Source organism: Mucilaginibacter sp., assembly GCF_041088075.1.
Lineage (GTDB): Bacteria > Bacteroidota > Bacteroidia > Sphingobacteriales > Sphingobacteriaceae > Mucilaginibacter_A.
Window position 1 is genome coordinate 21,959 of sequence record NZ_JBGCVY010000032.1, and the last position, 19,095, is coordinate 41,053.

Sequence of the window (19,095 nt, forward strand, 5' to 3'; positions counted from 1 at the left end):
AGTTTCAACGGCTCAATTTTGTGCCGTTAAAATGATATTTTTGGAATTTGATGGCAAAGATAAAATATAACGTGTGTGTGGTTACGGTTACCTACGGAAATCGTTGGGCTTTTTTAAAACAGGTCATCGCACAAACTTTATCTTTTACGCAGGTTGCGCAAATTGTGGTGGTAAACAATGCCTCAAATTATAACGTTGCAGAAAATGTGAAGGAATTTAATTCTGAAAAAATCATCGTTCTAAATAATAACGAAAATTTAGGATCGGCGGGAGGTTACAAACAAGGCATAAATTATGTCGGTAAAAACAGTATCGCCGATTTTATTTGGTTGTTGGACGATGACAACGTGCCGGAAACAAACGCGCTCAACAATCTTTTAAATGCCTGGGATGAAATTGGAGGCGCAGATAATAAAAAAGCATTGTTTTGCCTTCGGGAAGACCGCACCAATCACATCAAAATTGCACAAGGCGAAAACCCTTACCGTTATTATTTGGTGCCAAATAATTTTATGGGTTTCGATATTTTTAACATTATAAATAATCAATATTATCAATTGCGCGATAAGTTTGCAAGTAAAAAGTCATTTAAAAAACAGGTGCAAGTTCCTTATGTTCCTTACGGCGGTTTGTTGTTGCATCAATCTACAATTGCTGAAATTGGATTGCCAAACGAAGCCTTCTATTTGTATGTGGATGATTCTGAATATTCGTACCGCATCACGCAAAATAAAGGTGCAATCTGGCTTGTTCCAAGTTGTAAAATTATGGATGTAGATCAGTCGCAAGGGTTAAATTATCAACCTAAATTGTTTCATTCGCGTTTGTTGGACCAATGGAATTTTAGAACATATTATGCGGTAAGAAACAGAATGTATTTTTACTCGCGCGTTGTTGTAAAAAATAAATTGGTGTTCGGCATCAATAAATTTTTATATTTAATGTACTTAAAAACTGTAAGCTTGCTCAGTTCCAAAACCAAACAATATCGGCAATTTTTAGCCGCCGTAAATGATGGTTTGGAAGGCAAATTGGGCAAAGCAAATCCGGGGAAATTTGAATGACTGAACTAAAAAGATACCACATGATACAAGCTTGTATTGATGTGATTGCAAAGCGAAAAAAAGTAAATTATTTTGAAGTTGGCGTGCAAACCGGCTTTTGTTTTTTTAAGATTAAAGCTGATCATAAAGTGGCCATTGATCCGCATTTTCTGATCAAAACAACCAAAAAAATAAAGGCATATCTTCGGAATCCGTCCAACTTTAACAACCAATTTTTTGAGTTGACGAGCGACGATTTTTTCATTCAACAAAAAGAATACATCAAAAAAATTGGTGGCATTGATGTGATTTTTATTGATGGTTTGCATTTGTACGAACAGGTTGCAACCGACATCAACAACGCATTGCAGTATTTGAATGAAGGCGGCGTGATCCTGATCCATGATTGCAATCCGCTTTCCGAAGCTGCGGCCATTCGTGCGTATTCTTCGGAAGAAGCGGCGCAGGCCAATCATCCCGAATGGGCAAACCAATGGAATGGCGACGTTTGGAAAGCGATTGTGAAATTTCGTTCGGAGCGGAAAGACCTGGAAATCAAAGTTTTTAATTGTGATCACGGCATCGGAATGGTGCGGCCTGGAAAACCGGAAAACGCATTAGATTATTCCAAAGAACAAGTTGAAAATTTAGTTTATCAGGATTTGAAAACCAAACGCGAACAGCTTTTAAATTTAAAAAGTCCGGAAACATTTCCCGATTTCATCCAAAATTTTGAAAAGAATTTGAAGCAGGAATTTTTGGCTTAAGTTGAAATTTATTCCATTTTTTCGATGCTTCTTTTATCGCATAAAAAACATTATTTGTAAATGTTGTTTAAGTTATGGACACCAATTTTATGCCGGTAAAAGAAGCATGCAATTGTAATTAAAAACCTAAATGCCCGAAACAATTTCACGCGGAAATATCATCACCGCTTACGATAACTTTTACCAAAACCATGACGAAGCCTGGCGCATGTTGGGCGCCAAATACAAGGCGCAAAACATTATGGACGTTTGCAAAGGCCTGCAATTTGCAAAAGTGCTGGAAGTTGGCGCAGGCGATGGCAGCATTTTGTATTATCTGGACCAATGGGATTTTGCACCGGAATTGTATGCGACTGAAATTTCTGAAAGCGGCGTGGAACACATCAAAAGCCGGAATTTAAAGTCGGTAAAAGAAGTACAGGTTTTTGATGGTTACCACATTCCGTTTGATGATGAAACTTTTGACCTCGTTATTTTAGCGCACGTTTTGGAACATGTAGAATACGAAAGGACGTTGCTGCGCGAACTCAAAAGAATTTCAAAATATCAGGTGATCGAAGTGCCGCGCGATTATCGTTTTGGCGTGGATAAACGTATCAACCATTTTTTGGCTTACGGACATTTGAATGTTTACACGCCAAGTTCGCTGCGGTATTTGTTACGGTCAGAAGGGTTTGAGGTTTTGGCCGATAAAACTTCTATGATTGTGCCCGAAGTAACGCGCTTTAATAATTTTACCAATCAAAAGAAGCATCAAAGTTTTTTTGCTAATTTTAAAATTACGGCCGAGTATCGGCTTAAAAAAGCTTTAAACCGGTTGATGGGCAAAAAAACACAAGAGAAATTTGCCAATGCTTATACCGTTTTGTGCCGCGCAACAGATAAAACCCCAAATATTTTTTAATTTTTATACGATAAAAACAGTATGCAAAGCTTAGCGCCAATTGCTCTTTTTGTGTACAACCGCCCTGACCATACGCGGCGGACGATCAGTTATCTGCAAAAAAATTTGCTGGCCGAAGATTCGCGTTTGTTTATTTTTTCTGACGGCGCAAAAACCGAAGCCGACCAAATAAAAGTAAACGAAGTACGGGCGTTGATAAAGCAAACAGATGGTTTTAAAACGGTAAAAATTTTGGAAAGTGCAGGAAACCAGGGTTTGGCAAATGCGATTATTTCCGGTGTAAGCCAGTTGGTAGAAGAATACGGCAAAGTGATTGTGTTTGAAGATGATTTGCTTTCTTCGCCTTTCACTTTGCGCTATTTTAACGATGCTTTGCAGCGATATGCCAACCAGGAAAAAGTGATGCACATTGGCGCTTACATGTATCCGCTGGCGGAGAAAAGCCTGCCGCAAACTTTTTTTTACCGTGCCGCAACCAGTTGGGGCTGGGCAACCTGGAGCCGGGCCTGGAAAAATTTTAACCCGGATATCAACGATTTGATCAGCCAGTTCAGCAAGCCGCAAATTAAAGCTTTTTCCATTGATGGCACGATGAACTTCTGGAAGCAAATGAAGGAATTTAAATCCGGCAAAAACAATTCCTGGGCCATCCGCTGGTATGCTTCTGTTTTTTTAGCTGGCGGATTGACTTTAAACCCTTCTAAATCTTTAATCCATAACATTGGGCACGATGGCAGCGGCGTGCATTCCAACAAAGAAGATATTTACCAGGTGCATGTGGCAAGGCAGGTCGTTCAGTCTTTTCCTTTAGAATTGGCAGAAAACGAAGAAGCTTACCAAGCGATCAAACATTTTTTGCGAAACCGAAAAGGAAATTTGCTGCAACGCGTGAAGCGTTTCATCACAAAAAAACTATCGTAAAAGAAGTATCGGTTTAGGCTGGTTTTTTGGCAGTAAGCACAATGTAAGGCGAAAGCAGCTTAGTTTCGGCAGGAACAATGCGCGTAAAAATTTTGCCGGCCAGCCAAATAGTTTTGGTGAGGATTTTGGCCAAAGCAGATTTGGTTTGCTTGTTTTCCAGCCAAACCGAAAATTTGCCGTAATGGCTCAGTTCCACATCCTGCAAATTCAGTTCGCGGCAAACCTGCGCCAGCAAATCCAGTTGCATACTTTTTGTATTGTGTTTGCTGTAATTTTCCGGATCGAACTTGCGCTGCACCCAACCATTCACGCCCAAAAAGTTTGGCAACGTAATAAACAATGTACCGCCGGGTTTTAAAAAAGCCAAATGCCTTTTGATGATGTCCTTGGTGTCTTCAAAATGCTCAATCAAACCACAGGAAAGCACCAAGTCGTACTGTTTTAAGGCTTTGTATTTAAATAGATCGCCTTCAATTACGCCAATGCTTTTCTCGCTTAAATTGTTGGCTGCCAGCACATCAACTAAAATTCCGGTGTGAACATAGTAATCAAAAAGCGTGGTTTCGAGTTTCAGGTATTTGTTGAGGTAGATCGCGTAATAGCCCGGAAAACCGCCCAGCTCGATTGCTGTTTTTAACTTGTTTTTTTTAACAAGTTTTTTTAAAATTTGGTGAAAAGTATAATCAGGTTTAATGGCAACGGCGAGGTCTTTCTTCGATTCCCAATACTTTTTCCAGAAAATCCGATCGGTGAGTTGGTTGCCCATTTTATGCAAAGTAAAGAAAAAAGGGGCATTAAAAAGAAGTCTGAAAGTTGAAAAAAGTCCGAAAGTCCGGAAGACAGAACCTAAACAATGGATCTAATTTTTAGATTGTTGGAGCTTTCAGCTTTTCTAATTTCTTCGGGTCTTACGGACTTACGGACTTTCCGACTTCTTTATTAATTTTGATGCGATGCTGAAAGTAGTTCACTTAAATACTTACGACGGAAACGGAGGTGCCGGCCGTGCTTGTTTGCGCTTAAATTTGGCGCTAAATGCAACTAACGAAGTCAATTCAGAAATTGTGGTTTTCTATAAATTCGGCCAAAATCCTGCGGTTAAAACTTTCACCAATACTTTGTTAAAACGTGGTTATGCCGCAGCTGCCATTGTTGCCGAGCGGTTGTTGGCCAAGCATTATTTAAAACCGGTCAAAATTCCGTTTTCGTTTACCTGGTTTGGTTATTCTGTTGTCCATCATCCGACGGTTTTGGCCGCGGATGTAATTCATTTACACTGGGTTAACCACAGTTTTCTCAACCCAAAACATTTGGCCGAACTAGCAAAGCTGAACAAACCTATCGTTTGGACTTTCCACGACAGCAATGCGTTTACTGGCGGCTGCCATGTGCGTTATTCGTGCGATCATTTTGAAAATGAATGCGGCAATTGTCCGGTTTTGGTTGATGCAAATCCGAACGATCAATCGCACAAAATCTGGAAACAAAAAAACGCGGCTTATCAAAACTTAAATTTCAAAATTATTGCGCCAAGCGGTTGGATGAAAAGTTCAGTTTTGAGAAGCAGTTTGATGAAAGGCAGACAAATCAATGTGGTTCCGAATACGTTGGAAACGAACATTTTTCAACCTCAAAACCAACAAGAAGCAAGGGCAAAACTTAATCTTCCAAAAGATAAATTTATTTTCCTGACGGGATTTATGCCTTCCAAAAAAGATTCGCACAAAGGCGCGGCTTATCTTTTGGAAAGCCTCGAACTTTTAGCCGATAAAAGAAGCATTGAGGTAGAAAATATAGAACTGGTGGTTTTCGGAAACCGGAATACGGAAGATGTTCCCGCTTTTCCGTTCAAAACAACATTTTTAGGAACCATCAGCGAAGATGAAAAACTGGCCGCCTGTTATGCCGCGGCCGATGCTTTTTTAATTCCTTCGCTGGAAGATAATTTGCCTTATACCGTGATGGAAAGTTTGGCTTGCGGCACGCCGATTATTGCTTTTAAAACCGGCGGCATTCCGGATATGGTGCAGCATGAACACAACGGTTTTTTGGCCGAATATCGATCTTCAGAAAGTTTTTGTAATGGAATGGAATGGATGATAAATTACCCGGTAAAAGAAGCATTGCAAAAAAACGCACGGGCAACGGTGATGCAAAAGTTTTCAGAAAAAGTGATTGCACAGAAACACATCGAATTGTACAAAAGCCTGTTGCCGAATGGATAAGCCGCTTTTAAGTGTGATTACGGTTGTGTTTAACAATGCAAAAGGTGTGGAGCGGACGATGCTTTCCGTTCTTAATCAAACTTATTCTAACATCGAATATTTGGTAATTGACGGAAAATCAACCGACGGAACTTTGGAAATCATCGAGAAATATCGTGATCGTCTGGCTGTTTTTATCAGCGAAAAAGATGCTGGCATTTACGATGCGATGAACAAAGGTTTGGCTTTGGCAAAAGGAGATTATATTATTTTCATGAATTCGGGCGACGAATTTTATGAAAAAGATACGGTAAAAGAAGTATTTGCCAGCGAACTTGGTGCTGATCTATATTATGGTGAAACGGAAATGATCAACGAAAAATTGCAAAGCCTCGGCCAGCGCCGACATAAAGCCCCTGCAAATTTTACTTGGAAAGGTTTTAAATATGGCATGAGCGTTAGCCACCAGGCTGTTTTTATCCGTAAAAATTTGGTTGAGCCTTACGATTTAAAATATCAGTTAAGCGCGGATATTGACTGGATTTTATCGGCAGCAAAAAAAGCACAGAAGATTGTAAATGTACATCAATACGTTGCCAAGTATTTGGTTGGCGGAATGTCGAAAAAGAAACACCGGCAAAGTTTAGTGGAGCGTTTTGCCATTATGCGGAAGCATTACGGCTTGCTGCCAACCATTTTAAACCATTTTGTAATTGCTTTTAATTTGGGGTTTTACTGGTTGAAGTATAGGAAGATGAATGATTGATTGAATCAGAAGCCAATTCGTTTTTTAACTCAACAAGTTTTTCGATCGTGTTTTTAACAACACCTTGAGCAAAAAGGCTGTTTGGGTTTTTTACAAGTTCTTCCTGATATTTTAGAAGTGTATCTTCCAAATCGGCGATCAATTGTTGTGATTTTTTAAAGCTTAGCATAGGTTTTCAAGTTGATCTTAAATATTCCTTTTGAATTAATTTTTTTTGAATCAAAGCCGAAATTATTAATCCACTTTTCAATCTCTGATTTTTCACCTACATCAATAAAGTAAACGTCTAATAGATACAATGATCTTACCATTTCGCGATTTATTAACAATCTGGAAAACAAGCCCGCTTTTACTTCATCTAAAGTATCGATTTCATTTCTGTTTAGCAAAAAAAGAAGGTCAATATCTTCGGGATCGGGCTTATAAGTTGCAAATGAGCCATCAATCCATAATTCTGAATCAATTTCTAAATAAAGAAATTCTTCAAGAAACAGCCTCAATTTATCAACGAGTCTTTTCCTTTGTTTTTGTGCAGCAAAAGGCTCTAAAAATAAACTGTCCAATTGCCATATACCAATCTCTTTAAATCCAGATGCAAGTAATGGTTTAAATTCTTGCTTAGCCATATCTACTTATAACCAGGTTTTGTTCCGATTTTGCTAATATCAGTATAAACAGTTTTTTCCTTGCGTCCTTCCACAAAAATATAAGCAATAACTGCCAGCACCAGCAAAATAGAACCGGCAGTAGAAATCGCTTCGCCAGTGTAGTAAGAATTTGGGTGGAAAATAAACTCGATCTTATGGTTTCCTACCGGAATTTGTGCAGCGCGCAACAAATAATCGGCACGGAAATACGGGCTTTCTTTTCCGTCAATCAGCATTTTCCAGCCTTTATCATAATAAATCTCCGAAAAAACAGCTACCTGATTGCTGGTCGAGCCGCTTTGATAAACCAAATGCTCGGGTGCATAACTGATAAGCGTTATTTTTCCGTTTTCGTCTATCGCATTTTGTTTGGTGTTGATGAATGATTGATATTTTAAGTCAACAATTGCTTCATCCTTTGGGTCAAAACTGCTGATGGCCTGCATTTCCTGATCGGCATTATCTGCAAAACGCACCTTTTTTACAAACCAGGCGTGCCCGCAAGCCGTTGCGTTTGCTTTCATACCGGCAATTTGCGATTTCTGATCGGCCGTAATTACATATTTCGTATTTAGCATATCCAAAACATCCTGGTTAATGCTTTTGGTAAGCTGGTTATCAATCAGTTCCTGGAAACGCCTTAATTTTGCTGCATGATAACCACCTAAAGTTTTGTGGAAATAGGAAGTGGAAGCATTTGAAAAAGGATCAATCGTTAAATCCAGCACACGGAAATCAGGATCTGGATCGCGCAAAATAAACTGGTCAACTTCGCGCGGTGTACGCACTTGTATGGCTTCGTCTTTCGGCAAAAAGCTGTCGTCTTTTAAATAACGCTTATCTACCGACCAAAGATCAACCAGCGTGACCACCAAAATCAGCAAGGAAGTGATTTGCAGGTTGATTTTTTGTTTGATAAATGCCCACAAAATGCCAAAAGTAATCAGCACAAAAACTAAGGAACGGAAAGCATCCGCACGCGCCAAGCCGATACGGTCCTGAACCAAAGCATTGTTGACGATGGAATTGGCAAAAGCGCTGTCGCCCTGAAAAGCTTGCGTTAATTGGGCAATTAAAGATTCATCGGCAGTTGTACATTTAAAGCTGAAAAACAAAGATGGCAGCAAGGCAACCAGCAACGTTATGCCGCCGGTGATGTACAAAGCGAGGAAAAGTTTTTTCAGGATGAAAACTTTGTCCTTAGCTTGCAATGCTTCTTTTATCGCCAAAAAACCGAGGATTGGAAAAGCCAATTGCGTTAAAACCAAAATTGATTCTACTGCACGGAACTTGTTGTAAAGCGGGAAATAATTGAAGAACAAATCGGAAACCAGCGTAAAGTTTTTGCCGAAGGAAAGCAGCATGCTCAAAATTACCGTTGCCAGCAGCCACCATTTCACCCGGTTTCGGATAATCATCAACCCAAAAACAAACAGAAAACAAATGCCGGCGCCAAAATACCAGGGGCCTTCGGTAAAAGGTTTTCCGCCCCAATACGTTGGCAGTTGGGCAACAAAACCGGTAGCCTGATCTTGCGGAACACCTTTGTCAATCAACGCTTGTGCAACTTTAGAATCAGCTTTTAGCAAACCGCCCGAACCGCCGCCGTAAACATTCGGGATTAAAAAAGTGATACATTCACCTATGCCCTGGCTCCAGCCGTAAGCATATTCTTTATCCAAACCCGTGCTTGCACCGGCAGCAATATGTTGGGTTAAGTTTGATTTTCCGCGGATGGATTCTTGTCCGTATTCGTAAGTTGTCCACAAGATAGAGGCGTTAATCATCACGGCAATCAGCGTAGCGCCGCTTAACCAGATCATCGAACGGATAAAAGCAGGCGTAGTTTTGTTTTTGATGGCATGATAGAATTCAATCCCAACCAAAATCAACAGCGAAAACAGCAGGTAATACGCCATTTGGATGTGGTTGGAACGGATTTCCATCGCCAAAAAGAAGGCGGTCAAAATAGCACCGAGCCAGTGTTTCCCACGTAAAGTGAGGATGATGCCGGCCAAAATCGGTGCAAAAAACGTAATGGCAAAAGCCTGATTGGAATGCCCGGCGTGCAGCAAAATAAAATTATACGAGGAAAAAGTAAACGCAATAGCACCGGCGGCCGCAAGCCAGGGGTTTAACCGCAGCACGCAAAACAATAAATAAGCGCCTAAAAGCGACAGTAAAACGGTATCAATCGGGTTTGGGAAAATGGTCTTTAAGGCAGAAATTACGTAAGTGGTAACGTTGGCCGGATAAAAAGCCCAGATTTGGTAAGCCGGCATCCCACCGAAAACCTGGTTGGTCCAAAGCGGCGCTTTTCCGGTTTTGGCGCGTACGTCCATAATTTCTTTTTGCATGCCTTGTGCCTGCGTTACATCGCTTTGCACCAGTACTTTACCCTGAAAAGCGGGCGTAAAATAAAAGAAACAGATGGCAAAAAATAAGCCTGCGACGGCGAAGTGAACGCCATTTTGCTTGAACCAGTTATTCATCTAAAATTAAAAATGGTATGAATCCCAAACCTACTGAAATTTAATAAAATTGAAGTATAAATTTCTGGCAGCGTTGATCAAATTAAAAAATTAACGCCTTTGGTCGAAGAAATCAGAATTGAGGAATTCACATGTTTTATTAACAAGGCTGCGCTTTGGTGCGAAGCAGAAAAAACACTGCTAAAAGAAGTATCCAGCTAATGCCGTAAGCAATCAGGGTTTTGCGGTCGAACTCTTCCGGGTTTCTGCGGATGCGGTAAAAATTATAAGCACCCAAAAGCACCAGCACCAGCCAAAAATGCCATTTGATAGTGGTGCACATGGCAAAAGCCTGAATATCAATTACGGTAACCAAATAATTGATAACGATGAGGGAAACTACTTCCGGCGTGCCAAAATGGCGACGGTTAAATACTTCTTTTGGGATCATTTTGCCGCAGGATTATTTGACTTCTTCGTATTTTACAAACTCGCCTTCGGTTTTCGGAATGGCGCTTTTGTAAACATCGGGCGGAATATAATCTACTTTGATCGTGCCTTCTTTCGGGCCTCGTGGGCTTTGTTGTGCAGAACTGGCTTGTTGGGCTTGCGCTTTGTTCACTACGCTCCGAAACAGTGCCGGCAACAGCAATCGGCCCAGCATCCGAAGCAAATACAAAATGCAAATGAATATGATTAAAAAACGGATAAGCAACATGTTGATTTGAATATGGAATACAAATATAAAAGTTTAACGGAAAAAAGGTTTGCTTATGATGCGGCTTATTGCCATCAAAATTAAAATTCAACCTCGCCTTGCGCGATTGCTTGCAATTGCTGTTTTCGTTATATTTGTTACAATAAATATTAGGTGATGGATATTTTAGAAAAAATTAAGCTTTTGCCTTTGGATAAGCAAAAAGAAGTGGAGGCTAGAGAGTGTAAATTAAACTGTGTCAGTTAAGGATTAATAATGATTTTTAACTTTAAGACACAGGGATATGAACGAGCAAAATGGATTTGACTTTGAGGGCTTCAAGGCGGAAGCGATCAAAGGGATGTATGCGGGCAAACCTCTGAACGGTGAAAAAGGGATCTTTGCACCTTTGCTAAAGCACTTTTTAGAATCGGCATTGGAAGGCGAACTGGAAGCACACCTGCAGGGAGAAAAAGAGGCAGGGATAGCCAACCGCCGTAATGGCAAGGCCAGCAAAAAGTAAAAAGCATTTCGGGCGAGTTCGAGCTGGAAAGCGGCCGCGACCGTGCAGGCAGTTTTGAGCCACTTGTTTTACCGAAACGTCAGGTCATTATTACCGAAGAACTGGAGGAAAAAGTAATTGGCCTTTACGGGCTTGGTTTAATCACCAGAGACATCGGCAAACACATCAAAGAGCTGTACCAAATGGGCATCTCTGCCAGCACTTTGTCTGCAATCACGGATAAAGTTGTTCCGGCGATGAACGAATGGCGCGCGCGTTCTTTAGAATCCGTTTACGCTTTTGTTTACCTGGACTGTATGCACTACAAAGTACGTGAAGGAAGCAGCGTTGTTACGCGTGCCGTTTACAATATCCTGGGTATTTCGCTGGAAGGTAAAAAAGAACTGCTGGGCATATATTTATTAGAAAGCGAAGGCGCAAAGTTCTGGCCGACCGTTTTGACCGACCTGAAAAACCGCGGGGTGCAGGACATGCTCATTGCCTGTGTAGATGGGCTGAAAGGGTTTTCCGAAGCCATCGCCGCCATTTTCCCGAAAACCGAGGTGCAGGCCTGTGTAGTGCACCAGGTCCGGAACAGTTTGCGCTACATTGCCGACAAGGACAAGAAAACTTTTATGGCCGACCTGAAACCCGTTTACCAGGCCATTTCTAAAGAACAGGGCCATGAAAACCTGATGGCACTGGACGGGAAATGGGGCAAGAAATACCCCGTCTCGATTGCCTCCTGGTACAACAACTGGGAGAACCTGTCTGCTTTTTTCAGGTTCGATGCCCATATTAGAAGGGTGATTTATACCACCAATTCCGTTGAAGGGTTCCACCGGCAGGTCAGAAAAGTAACCAAAACAAAGGGTGCTTTCACCTCGGACAACGCTTTACTAAAACTCGTCTATCTGGTGGTGCAAAACATCTCCGAGAAATGGACGATGCCACTGCACAATTGGAGCATGACTTTATCACAACTTTTTATTATGTTTGAAGACAGGATCAAACTTCACCTACAAAATAATTGAACACCAACGCTGCCACAGTTCAGCTTACACTGCCTATTATGTTAACATAAACAATAATATAGTAGAAACGATATATTTAAAATATACTCTTAAATACTTTAACGCCAGTGTAATTTGATTTTCAACGCTCCTTTTTGATATTCCTAATTGCAGTGCTATTTCCTGATTCGAAAGGTTTTTTATTCTACTCATTTTAAATATCTCTTTACAACGATAAGGCAACTGATTAAGGTATTTGTCGAGCTCCTGATCAAGCTCTGATTCCCTGATACGGGTTTCACCATTATTTTCTTCGAAAACATAATTTTCGTATACGCTTTGATCTGCAAAAGTAATTGGCGACTTGTTAGCTCTTGCCCGATTATATATTTGATAGCGTACTGATTTCAGGAGAAAATTTTTAAAAGAGGTTATTTTTAAATCCTTTCGCCTGTTCCAGATACTTAAAAAAATATCGTGCACAATTTCTTCACTTACCTCATGGTCTTTGAGACAACGGAAAGATGTATTATACAATAATTCCCAGTACCGGTTAAAAAGGGCAGTAAAAGCAGCTTCGTCATCTCTACAGATGGCGTTCCATAAATCAACATCATCGTCAGGAACTATAAGCATACAATTGGTGTGATAAAATTATAAAAAGCTTTTGGAATTCATAATTGAATTATTTCTAAAATATTTTTTAAGAGTATGTGTGTGCCGTGCAAATTTCTACACTTAACAATTACAACCAATTATAATTTTATTCATGATCAGCAGAGAAGAGTATCTATCCCTGTAAGAAAAAAACCTGTCAGGGCTTTGTACCTCTGAAGAAATTGAGTTGCTGAATAATTATCAGGATGAGGTAACCTTTATCCATACCGGCTGGGAAGACGAAAAGGTTAATAAGCAGGAAGTGCAGGCGCGTGTTTGGCAACGCTTAAATGAAAGTAGAAATACAGCCCTAAAACCTGAAAAAAATAAATTGGGAAATTTTAATGTTCTAAAAATAGCGGTGGTTTTACTGATTGCCCTATCCGCGAGCCTGATTTTTTTCAATCGAAAATTGGATAAAGTTTCGTCTTCGTCATTTGTTGCCCGAGTGGAACATCAAAGCATTCATTCCGATGAAAATAAAGCGATTTTAACTCTATCTAATGGTTCAACAATTACGCTCACAGGTGCTAAAAACGGAAAGCTTATTACACAAAATGGCATTCAGATCAGCCAGGCAAAAGATGGGATGCTTGAATATAAATTTAATAGCGATAAAAGAAGCATCAATGATACCGGAGATAATACGATTGCCACGCCACGTGGTGGCCAGTATCAGGTTGTTTTATCAGATGGCACAAAAGTTTGGTTAAACGCAGCATCTTCCCTTCGTTTCCCGGTTACTTTTACCGGAAGTTATCGGAAGGTGGAATTAACGGGGGAAGCATATTTTGAGGTAGCCAAAAATAAAAAAAAGCCCTTTATTCTGAATGCAAACGGAACGAATGTGCAAGTTCTGGGAACTCATTTTAATGTAAGCGCTTATGCTGATGACGCTGCCGTTACTACTACCTTACTGGAAGGTTCCGTTCGGTTAGTTAGGGCCGAGACTATTGCTATACTTAAACCAGGCGAGCAGGGAACTTCCTTAAATAACCAAACTACCATTAAAGTAGAAAAAGCAGATATAGAACAAGTTATAGCCTGGAAAAATGGATACTTTTTATTTGATAATACCGATATACATACGATTATGAAACAGGCAGCCAGGTGGTATGACGTTGACGTGGTATATCAAGGATCAGTAAATAAATATTACGGGGGGAAAATTTCTAAATACAAAGACATTAACGAGTTACTGAAAAATTTGGAACTAACAGGCACCATCCATTTTAAAGTAGAAGGAAGGAGGGTAACTGTAATACAATAATTATACGAAAGCTTATCCTAAAAATCACCAGGAGCATTCGCAATGCCCCTGATGATTAACAGCTATGGGAAGCTGGTATCAGGATAAATTAAGATCAATTGTCTTCATCAACCTATTATTTAACCTAACAACCAAATGTATAAAATTTTTACTTCAAGAATTTGCGGGTCTTACTCCCGCGTGTTACCTAAACTTCTAATAGTAATGAAATTAACTGTTGTCTTGTGGTTTGCTGCCTTTTTACAAGTAAGTGCAGCAAGCTATGCACAGAGAATTAATTTAAATGTTAAGAATGCACCGCTAAAAGAAGTATTAACAAAGATTGGTGAGCAAAGCGGGTTTAGCTTCATTTATAATTCCGAGATGATCAAAGTAGCTAAGCCCGTTAATTTGTCTGTCGCAGATGAATTATTACCTGATGTTTTAACAAAGTGTTTTCAGAACCAGCCTTTAACTTACGTCATTAACGGAAATACGGTAGTTATCAAGAAAAAGGATCAGAATGCGGTTTCTTTAAAAAAGGCAGAAGTAGCAATTCCTCCAATTACCGTAACCGGAACTGTAAAGGATTCAAAAGGACAACCTCTGCCAGGTGTATCCATTCGGGTAAAAGGAACAACAACTGGTATCGTAACGAATGTTGATGGAAAGTATTCTATTCAGCTACCCGACGGTAACAGCACCTTAACTTTCAGCTTTATTGGTTTTACCACGCAGGAAGTAGCTGTTAATAAGCGTACTCAAATAGATATAACACTTCTTGATAAACCCTCAGCTCTTAATGAAGTGATTGTTGTAGGATATGGAACTCAAAAAAAATCTGATATCACAGGTTCTATTACTTCGGTTAATCGTGAAGCTTTATCTCAAACACCTGCAGCTAACTTGGCCCAGGCACTACAGGGACAGGCTGCAGGTGTTGATATTACAAACTCTGGAGGCAGTAGCTCCCCTGGATCTACCCCCAACATATTGATTCGTGGCCAACGGTCGGTCAACGCATCAAACTCACCTCTATTGATAGTTGACGGTATACCATTTAACGGAAGCTTTAATGATATTAATACCGATGATGTACAATCGGTGGAAATATTAAAAGACGCATCCGCCACCGCTATATATGGTTCAAGAGGCGCCAACGGTGTATTGTTAATTACCACCAAGCGCGGCAAAAATGGGAAACCGGTGGTAACTTACAGTGGTTATGCTGGCTATTCAAAACCGATTGCTTATTATGATATGCTGAATGGTAACCAATTTGCTACCTATCGTAAATGGGCTTTGATTATTGCCAACCCAGGAAAATATACAGGCCTCGATGATCCAAAATTTTTGACGGACGGCTCTTTTGCCCCTGATGAATTAGAAGGGATACAAAGCGGGAGAAGTACAGATTGGCAAAAACTTATTTTAAAAAGTGGATTGATGACGAACCACCAATTGGGGGTCACAGGAGGTAGCGAATCTACAAGTTATGCATTCTCAGGGGGATATTATAAAGAAAGCGGCGTTTACCCGGGACAGGATTTTAGCAGATATTCGATGAAGCTATCCATCGATCAGCAACTTGGCAAATATGTTAAGATCGGTTTAAATTCTTTGAATACCGTTACCTACCGTAATGGGGAAAACGCAGCTCAAATCAGGCAGGTCTTACAACCAAGTCCGCTCGGGAGTCCTTATACCAGCACTGGAGTATTGGCAAGTTATATTGGCAATGACAATCTTGTGTATAATCCGCTTGCAAATCTTGCTGATGGAGCATCTGTAGAACTGAGGAAAAGAATAAATACCTTTAACAGCTTATATGGAGAAGTACAGATTTGGGGCGGTTTAAGATACCGGTTAAATGCGGGTGCTGAACTTCATGCCGATACTTATGGAAATTTTTATGAAGGAGCAACAACCAACAATTTAGGAGCTGCCTCAACTGCTAGCAATCAGTCAGGATATAGCTACAGCTATACCGTTGAAAATCTTTTGCTATATAATAAAACCTTTAAAAAACACAATATTGGATTTACTGGCTTATACAGTTTGCAGGAATACCAGTCACAGTTAACCGGTCTGAGCTATAGCAACGTTGCAGCCAATTTTATTCAATATTATAATCCATCGCTGGGAGCTAATTTAACAGGAAATGGAGATTATCAGAAATGGGATATACTGTCATATATGGGACGGCTAAATTATGGATATGACAATAAGTATTTATTGACTGCAACCGTAAGGTCTGATGGTTCATCAAGATTAGCCCCAGGAAATAAGTATCATTTATTTCCATCAGCATCAGTTGCATGGAATATTTCTCAAGAAAGTTTTTTAAATAACGTAAGCTTTTTATCCAATTTAAAGCTCAGAGTAAGTTACGGACAGGTAGGCAATACGAGCGTTAATCCTTATCAAACATTAGGTGGTCTTTCATCTATTCCTTATAATTATGGGAGCACAAATACAACGGCTGTTTATACCACAAGTGTACCTAACCCTAAATTAACCTGGGAATACACATCAACCCTAAATTTTGGTATTGATTTCGGGTTTTTTAAAGACCGAATCAGCGGATCAGCTGAGGTGTATCAGCAGAAAACAAACTCCTTACTATTACCTCAGCAACTACCACCAACATCAGGTATCCCTAATTCCTTTCTGGTAAACATTGGCAATACCCAAAACAATGGTTTAGAGTTTACGCTAAACACAATTAACATTCAGGCACCAAAAAAAGGTGCTTTCGGATGGTCAACAAACTTTAATATTTTTCTAAACCGGGGTAAGCTCACTTCATTATATAACGGAATAACACAGGATATCGCCAACGATCTGTTTGTAGGGCAACCTGTAAGGCCAATTTTTGATTATACAAAAATTGGTATATGGCAAAATACACCTGCCGATATTGCTCAGGCGCAAAAATATGGTTTAACTGTAAGCGGTACCAGTTCGGTAATAGGCCAGATAAAATTGGCTGACATTAACGGCGATGGCAAGCTTGATGCTAATGACAGATCAGTAATAGGCTCTAATCAACCAAAAATTCAGGGTGGTATCACAAACCATTTTGAGTTTAAAGGAGTAGATTTAAGTTTCGTAGTTTTTGCCCGGATAGGCGGCATGATTACTTCTTCTCTATATAATGGCAATAATAATACGCTGCAAGGCCGGTATAACTCCATAAACATTAATTACTGGACACCTACTAATCCAACAAATGATTATCCTAAACCAAATTATGCACAAACTTTAGTGCCTTTTGGGTCAACTATGAGCTATTTTGATGGTTCATTCGTAAAAATCCGCAGTATTAATTTAGGATATACCTTTCCAAAATTAATATATAACAAAATCGGAGCTAAATCACTGCGTGTGTTTGCATCTGCAGTTAATCCATTTATCTTCTCAAAGTATTCAAGCAAATATCATGGTATTGATCCGGAAACGGGCAGCAGTAATAACTATAGCGGCTCGCTTGGTTTAAATACACCTACAGCTTATACGATCAACTTCGGTCTAAATGCAACATTTTAACAATACATCAGTTATGAAAAGAAACACAATATTAAAGCTGAGTCTGCTTGTGATGGTATTGACTCATTTTGGTTGTAAAAAAATACTGGACGAACGGCCAAAATCACAATTAACAGCTGCGTTTTTTTTAACACCTCAAGGTTTACAATCTGGATTAGACGCTGCTTATGGCGGAAACAGATATATTTACGGATCGGAGAATTTTTTTACCCTCACTGTGGGCGGAACGGATGAGTTTACCGCAGGCAGCGATGCCGGAAGCAATGGCGATTTATTTAGATACAACAGTTCTTTCAATTCTTCAAGTGGACCGGTAAGTGCAATATGGCGCTATTGCTATACATACATTAATTCTTGTAATGCTGTTATTGATTATGCTCAGAAAGTTTCAGGTTTATCGGTAGCAGCTCAAAGTCAAGCTACAGCAGAAGCGAAATTTTTACGGGCTAACTATTATTTTATGCTAATCCAACTTTATGGCGATGTTACCTTAAATGATCACTACCAGTCAGAGCCTGCAACATCAGCCACACGTACGCCCATAGCTGATGTTTATAAGTTTATTATCCAGGATCTTGAAGACGCTATCAATGTGCTTCCCGCTAGCCCTAAATTAAGCAGTGTATTACCTGGTAAAGCTACCAAAGCAGCAGCAATGCATCTGCTGGCTAAAGTATATCTTACGAGAGCCGGATCAGTAGTAAAGCAAGCAGAGGATTACAAAAATTCCTATACTATAGCAACAGACTTAATTAACAACGTAGCTCCAGCGAACGGCCTTGCTTTATTGCAGGACTTTGGCAGTGTCTACGCTGAGGGAAATGAGGCGAGCAGTGAAGTATTGTGGACAGTACAACATACTTCAACGCTTGCCTATAACGGCACTACGGGTTATGTTGATGGCGACAATGCATTATGTCATTTTTTTATTCCAAAATATGATCTTCAGCCAGGAATGCAAAGGGACTTAGCGGGCGGGCGGTCTTTCACGCGAGTGATGCCTACGCACTGGCTTACTGATGTTCTGTTTCAAGAACGGGTGAATGATAAACGTTATGATAAAACCTTTAAAACAGTCTGGATATCCAATAATGCTGCTACTATTCCAAAAGTTAGCGGTGTACCTAAATATGCGGTTGGAGATACAGCCATCTGGATGCCCGGTTATGAAGTTAGTGCAGCCTACGTTGCAGCCAAACGCTTCCAAGTTATACCGCCAAGCAAGTATTCAAACAGTTTGTTTCCGTCGCTTACTAAATATTATGATACCAAGCGTGCAGATCGCCAATTTCCTTCCATCAGACCAATTATTGTTTATCGTTTAGCGGAAACTTACCTTATAGCTACAGAAGCGTTGTTTATGGATGGCCGCGTTACTGATGCATTACCATACATCAATGCAGTACGGGAGCGGGCTGCTTACCCTTCGGCTAATCCCAAAGTGATGGATGTTCAGGCTTCAAGTTTATCTATTGATTTTATTTTGGATGAGCGCGCAAAGGAACTTTGCGGGGAGCAGATGCGCTGGTTTGACTTGGTAAGAACTAATAAACTGCTTGAGCGGGTTAGACTTTATAATCCTGATGCCGCCCAAAACATACAGGCTAAACATGTGCTTAGGCCAATTCCTCAAAGTCAGATCGATGCTACTTCCACAGGTGTAAAATATCCGCAAAACACGGGATGGTAAAATTGAAGTAAATGC

The 19,095-nt window shown here is 40.1% G+C and carries 15 protein-coding genes and 1 pseudogene; 10 read left to right on the forward strand and 6 right to left on the reverse strand.

Annotation, left to right across the window (positions count from 1 at the left end):
• Positions 1–50 precede the first annotated feature (50 nt).
• From V5804_RS07160 to V5804_RS07175, 4 genes are all read left to right on the forward strand, one after another.
• Positions 51–1,064, forward strand: coding sequence for a glycosyltransferase (locus tag V5804_RS07160; RefSeq protein WP_369590697.1), 1,014 nt, complete (start codon positions 51–53; stop codon positions 1,062–1,064).
• Positions 1,061–1,810: a class I SAM-dependent methyltransferase gene (locus V5804_RS07165; RefSeq protein WP_369590698.1), complete on the forward strand. Its 750-nt coding sequence runs from the start codon at positions 1,061–1,063 to the stop codon at positions 1,808–1,810. Before V5804_RS07160 ends, V5804_RS07165 begins: the two co-directional genes overlap by 4 nt.
• Positions 1,811–1,940: 130 nt before the next feature.
• Positions 1,941–2,714: a class I SAM-dependent methyltransferase gene (locus V5804_RS07170; protein WP_369590699.1), complete on the forward strand. Its 774-nt coding sequence runs from the start codon at positions 1,941–1,943 to the stop codon at positions 2,712–2,714.
• 21 nt (positions 2,715–2,735) lie between these two features.
• Complete coding sequence (locus V5804_RS07175) at positions 2,736–3,635, forward strand: sugar transferase (RefSeq protein WP_369590700.1); 900 nt, start codon at positions 2,736–2,738, stop codon at positions 3,633–3,635.
• A gap of 13 nt (positions 3,636–3,648) precedes the next feature.
• Here the strand turns inward: V5804_RS07175 and V5804_RS07180 are convergent, their stop codons facing one another.
• The gene (locus V5804_RS07180) at positions 3,649–4,401 is read right to left on the reverse strand and encodes a class I SAM-dependent methyltransferase (RefSeq protein ID WP_369590701.1); all 753 of its coding nucleotides are present in this window, start codon (positions 4,399–4,401) and stop codon (positions 3,649–3,651) included.
• A 187-nt stretch (positions 4,402–4,588) separates the two neighbouring features.
• Here V5804_RS07180 and V5804_RS07185 point away from each other — a divergent pair, with 187 nt between their 5' ends.
• Both V5804_RS07185 and V5804_RS07190 read left to right on the forward strand, forming a co-directional pair.
• A complete protein-coding gene (locus V5804_RS07185; protein WP_369590702.1) occupies positions 4,589–5,860 on the forward strand; it encodes a glycosyltransferase in 1,272 nt (423 codons plus the stop codon).
• Positions 5,853–6,605 carry a glycosyltransferase family 2 protein gene (locus V5804_RS07190; RefSeq protein ID WP_369590703.1) on the forward strand — a complete coding sequence of 251 codons (753 nt, stop codon included), beginning with the start codon at positions 5,853–5,855 and terminating at the stop codon, positions 6,603–6,605. Before V5804_RS07185 ends, V5804_RS07190 begins: the two co-directional genes overlap by 8 nt.
• 155 nt (positions 6,606–6,760) lie before the next feature.
• Here the strand turns inward: V5804_RS07190 and V5804_RS07195 are convergent, their stop codons facing one another.
• The 4 genes from V5804_RS07195 to V5804_RS07210 all read right to left on the reverse strand — a co-directional run bounded on the left by V5804_RS07195 (position 6,761) and on the right by V5804_RS07210 (position 10,441).
• Positions 6,761–7,231 (reverse strand): hypothetical protein, encoded by a 471-nt coding sequence (locus V5804_RS07195; RefSeq protein ID WP_369590704.1) that lies wholly within the window; start codon positions 7,229–7,231, stop codon positions 6,761–6,763.
• A 2-nt stretch (positions 7,232–7,233) separates the two neighbouring features.
• Entirely contained in the window at positions 7,234–9,744 is a 2,511-nt protein-coding gene (locus tag V5804_RS07200) for a YfhO family protein (RefSeq protein WP_369590705.1), read from the reverse strand.
• A 139-nt stretch (positions 9,745–9,883) separates the two neighbouring features.
• The gene (locus V5804_RS07205) at positions 9,884–10,174 is read right to left on the reverse strand and encodes a hypothetical protein (RefSeq protein ID WP_369590706.1); all 291 of its coding nucleotides are present in this window, start codon (positions 10,172–10,174) and stop codon (positions 9,884–9,886) included.
• A gap of 12 nt (positions 10,175–10,186) precedes the next feature.
• Complete coding sequence (locus V5804_RS07210; protein ID WP_369590707.1) at positions 10,187–10,441, reverse strand: DUF4834 domain-containing protein; 255 nt, start codon at positions 10,439–10,441, stop codon at positions 10,187–10,189.
• Between the two features lie 283 nt (positions 10,442–10,724).
• On the opposite strand from V5804_RS07210, the pseudogene V5804_RS07215 reads away from it, so the two are divergent.
• Positions 10,725–11,956: pseudogene (locus tag V5804_RS07215) on the forward strand (IS256 family transposase).
• Between the two features lie 36 nt (positions 11,957–11,992).
• On the opposite strand, the gene V5804_RS07220 reads toward V5804_RS07215, so the two are convergent.
• Positions 11,993–12,571, reverse strand: a complete 579-nt coding sequence (locus tag V5804_RS07220; RefSeq protein ID WP_369590708.1) for an RNA polymerase sigma factor — start codon at positions 12,569–12,571, stop codon at positions 11,993–11,995.
• A gap of 208 nt (positions 12,572–12,779) precedes the next feature.
• Here V5804_RS07220 and V5804_RS07225 point away from each other — a divergent pair, with 208 nt between their 5' ends.
• The 3 genes from V5804_RS07225 to V5804_RS07235 all read left to right on the forward strand — a co-directional run bounded on the left by V5804_RS07225 (position 12,780) and on the right by V5804_RS07235 (position 19,080).
• The gene (locus V5804_RS07225) at positions 12,780–13,862 is read left to right on the forward strand and encodes a FecR family protein (protein ID WP_369590709.1); all 1,083 of its coding nucleotides are present in this window, start codon (positions 12,780–12,782) and stop codon (positions 13,860–13,862) included.
• A 204-nt stretch (positions 13,863–14,066) separates the two neighbouring features.
• Positions 14,067–17,390, forward strand: coding sequence for a TonB-dependent receptor (locus V5804_RS07230; RefSeq protein WP_369590710.1), 3,324 nt, complete (start codon positions 14,067–14,069; stop codon positions 17,388–17,390).
• Between the two features lie 13 nt (positions 17,391–17,403).
• Entirely contained in the window at positions 17,404–19,080 is a 1,677-nt protein-coding gene (locus V5804_RS07235; RefSeq protein WP_369590711.1) for a RagB/SusD family nutrient uptake outer membrane protein, read from the forward strand.
• Positions 19,081–19,095 lie beyond the last annotated feature (15 nt).

What these genes read in the sequence shown, in the direction of transcription:
- V5804_RS07170 (WP_369590699.1), top strand. Translation starts at nt 1,941, where the DNA reads ATGCCCGAAACAATTTCACGCGGAAATATCATCACCGCTTACGATAAC.
- V5804_RS07160 (WP_369590697.1), top strand. Translation starts at nt 51, where the DNA reads ATGGCAAAGATAAAATATAACGTGTGTGTGGTTACGGTTACCTACGGA.
- V5804_RS07185 (WP_369590702.1), top strand. Translation starts at nt 4,589, where the DNA reads ATGCTGAAAGTAGTTCACTTAAATACTTACGACGGAAACGGAGGTGCC.
- V5804_RS07190 (WP_369590703.1), top strand. Translation starts at nt 5,853, where the DNA reads ATGGATAAGCCGCTTTTAAGTGTGATTACGGTTGTGTTTAACAATGCA.
- V5804_RS07220 (WP_369590708.1), bottom strand. Translation starts at nt 12,571, where the DNA reads ATGCTTATAGTTCCTGACGATGATGTTGATTTATGGAACGCCATCTGT.
- V5804_RS07235 (WP_369590711.1), top strand. Translation starts at nt 17,404, where the DNA reads ATGAAAAGAAACACAATATTAAAGCTGAGTCTGCTTGTGATGGTATTG.
- V5804_RS07230 (WP_369590710.1), top strand. Translation starts at nt 14,067, where the DNA reads ATGAAATTAACTGTTGTCTTGTGGTTTGCTGCCTTTTTACAAGTAAGT.
- V5804_RS07180 (WP_369590701.1), bottom strand. Translation starts at nt 4,401, where the DNA reads ATGGGCAACCAACTCACCGATCGGATTTTCTGGAAAAAGTATTGGGAA.
- V5804_RS07205 (WP_369590706.1), bottom strand. Translation starts at nt 10,174, where the DNA reads ATGATCCCAAAAGAAGTATTTAACCGTCGCCATTTTGGCACGCCGGAA.
- V5804_RS07175 (WP_369590700.1), top strand. Translation starts at nt 2,736, where the DNA reads ATGCAAAGCTTAGCGCCAATTGCTCTTTTTGTGTACAACCGCCCTGAC.
- V5804_RS07195 (WP_369590704.1), bottom strand. Translation starts at nt 7,231, where the DNA reads ATGGCTAAGCAAGAATTTAAACCATTACTTGCATCTGGATTTAAAGAG.
- V5804_RS07165 (WP_369590698.1), top strand. Translation starts at nt 1,061, where the DNA reads ATGACTGAACTAAAAAGATACCACATGATACAAGCTTGTATTGATGTG.
- V5804_RS07210 (WP_369590707.1), bottom strand. Translation starts at nt 10,441, where the DNA reads ATGTTGCTTATCCGTTTTTTAATCATATTCATTTGCATTTTGTATTTG.
- V5804_RS07200 (WP_369590705.1), bottom strand. Translation starts at nt 9,744, where the DNA reads ATGAATAACTGGTTCAAGCAAAATGGCGTTCACTTCGCCGTCGCAGGC.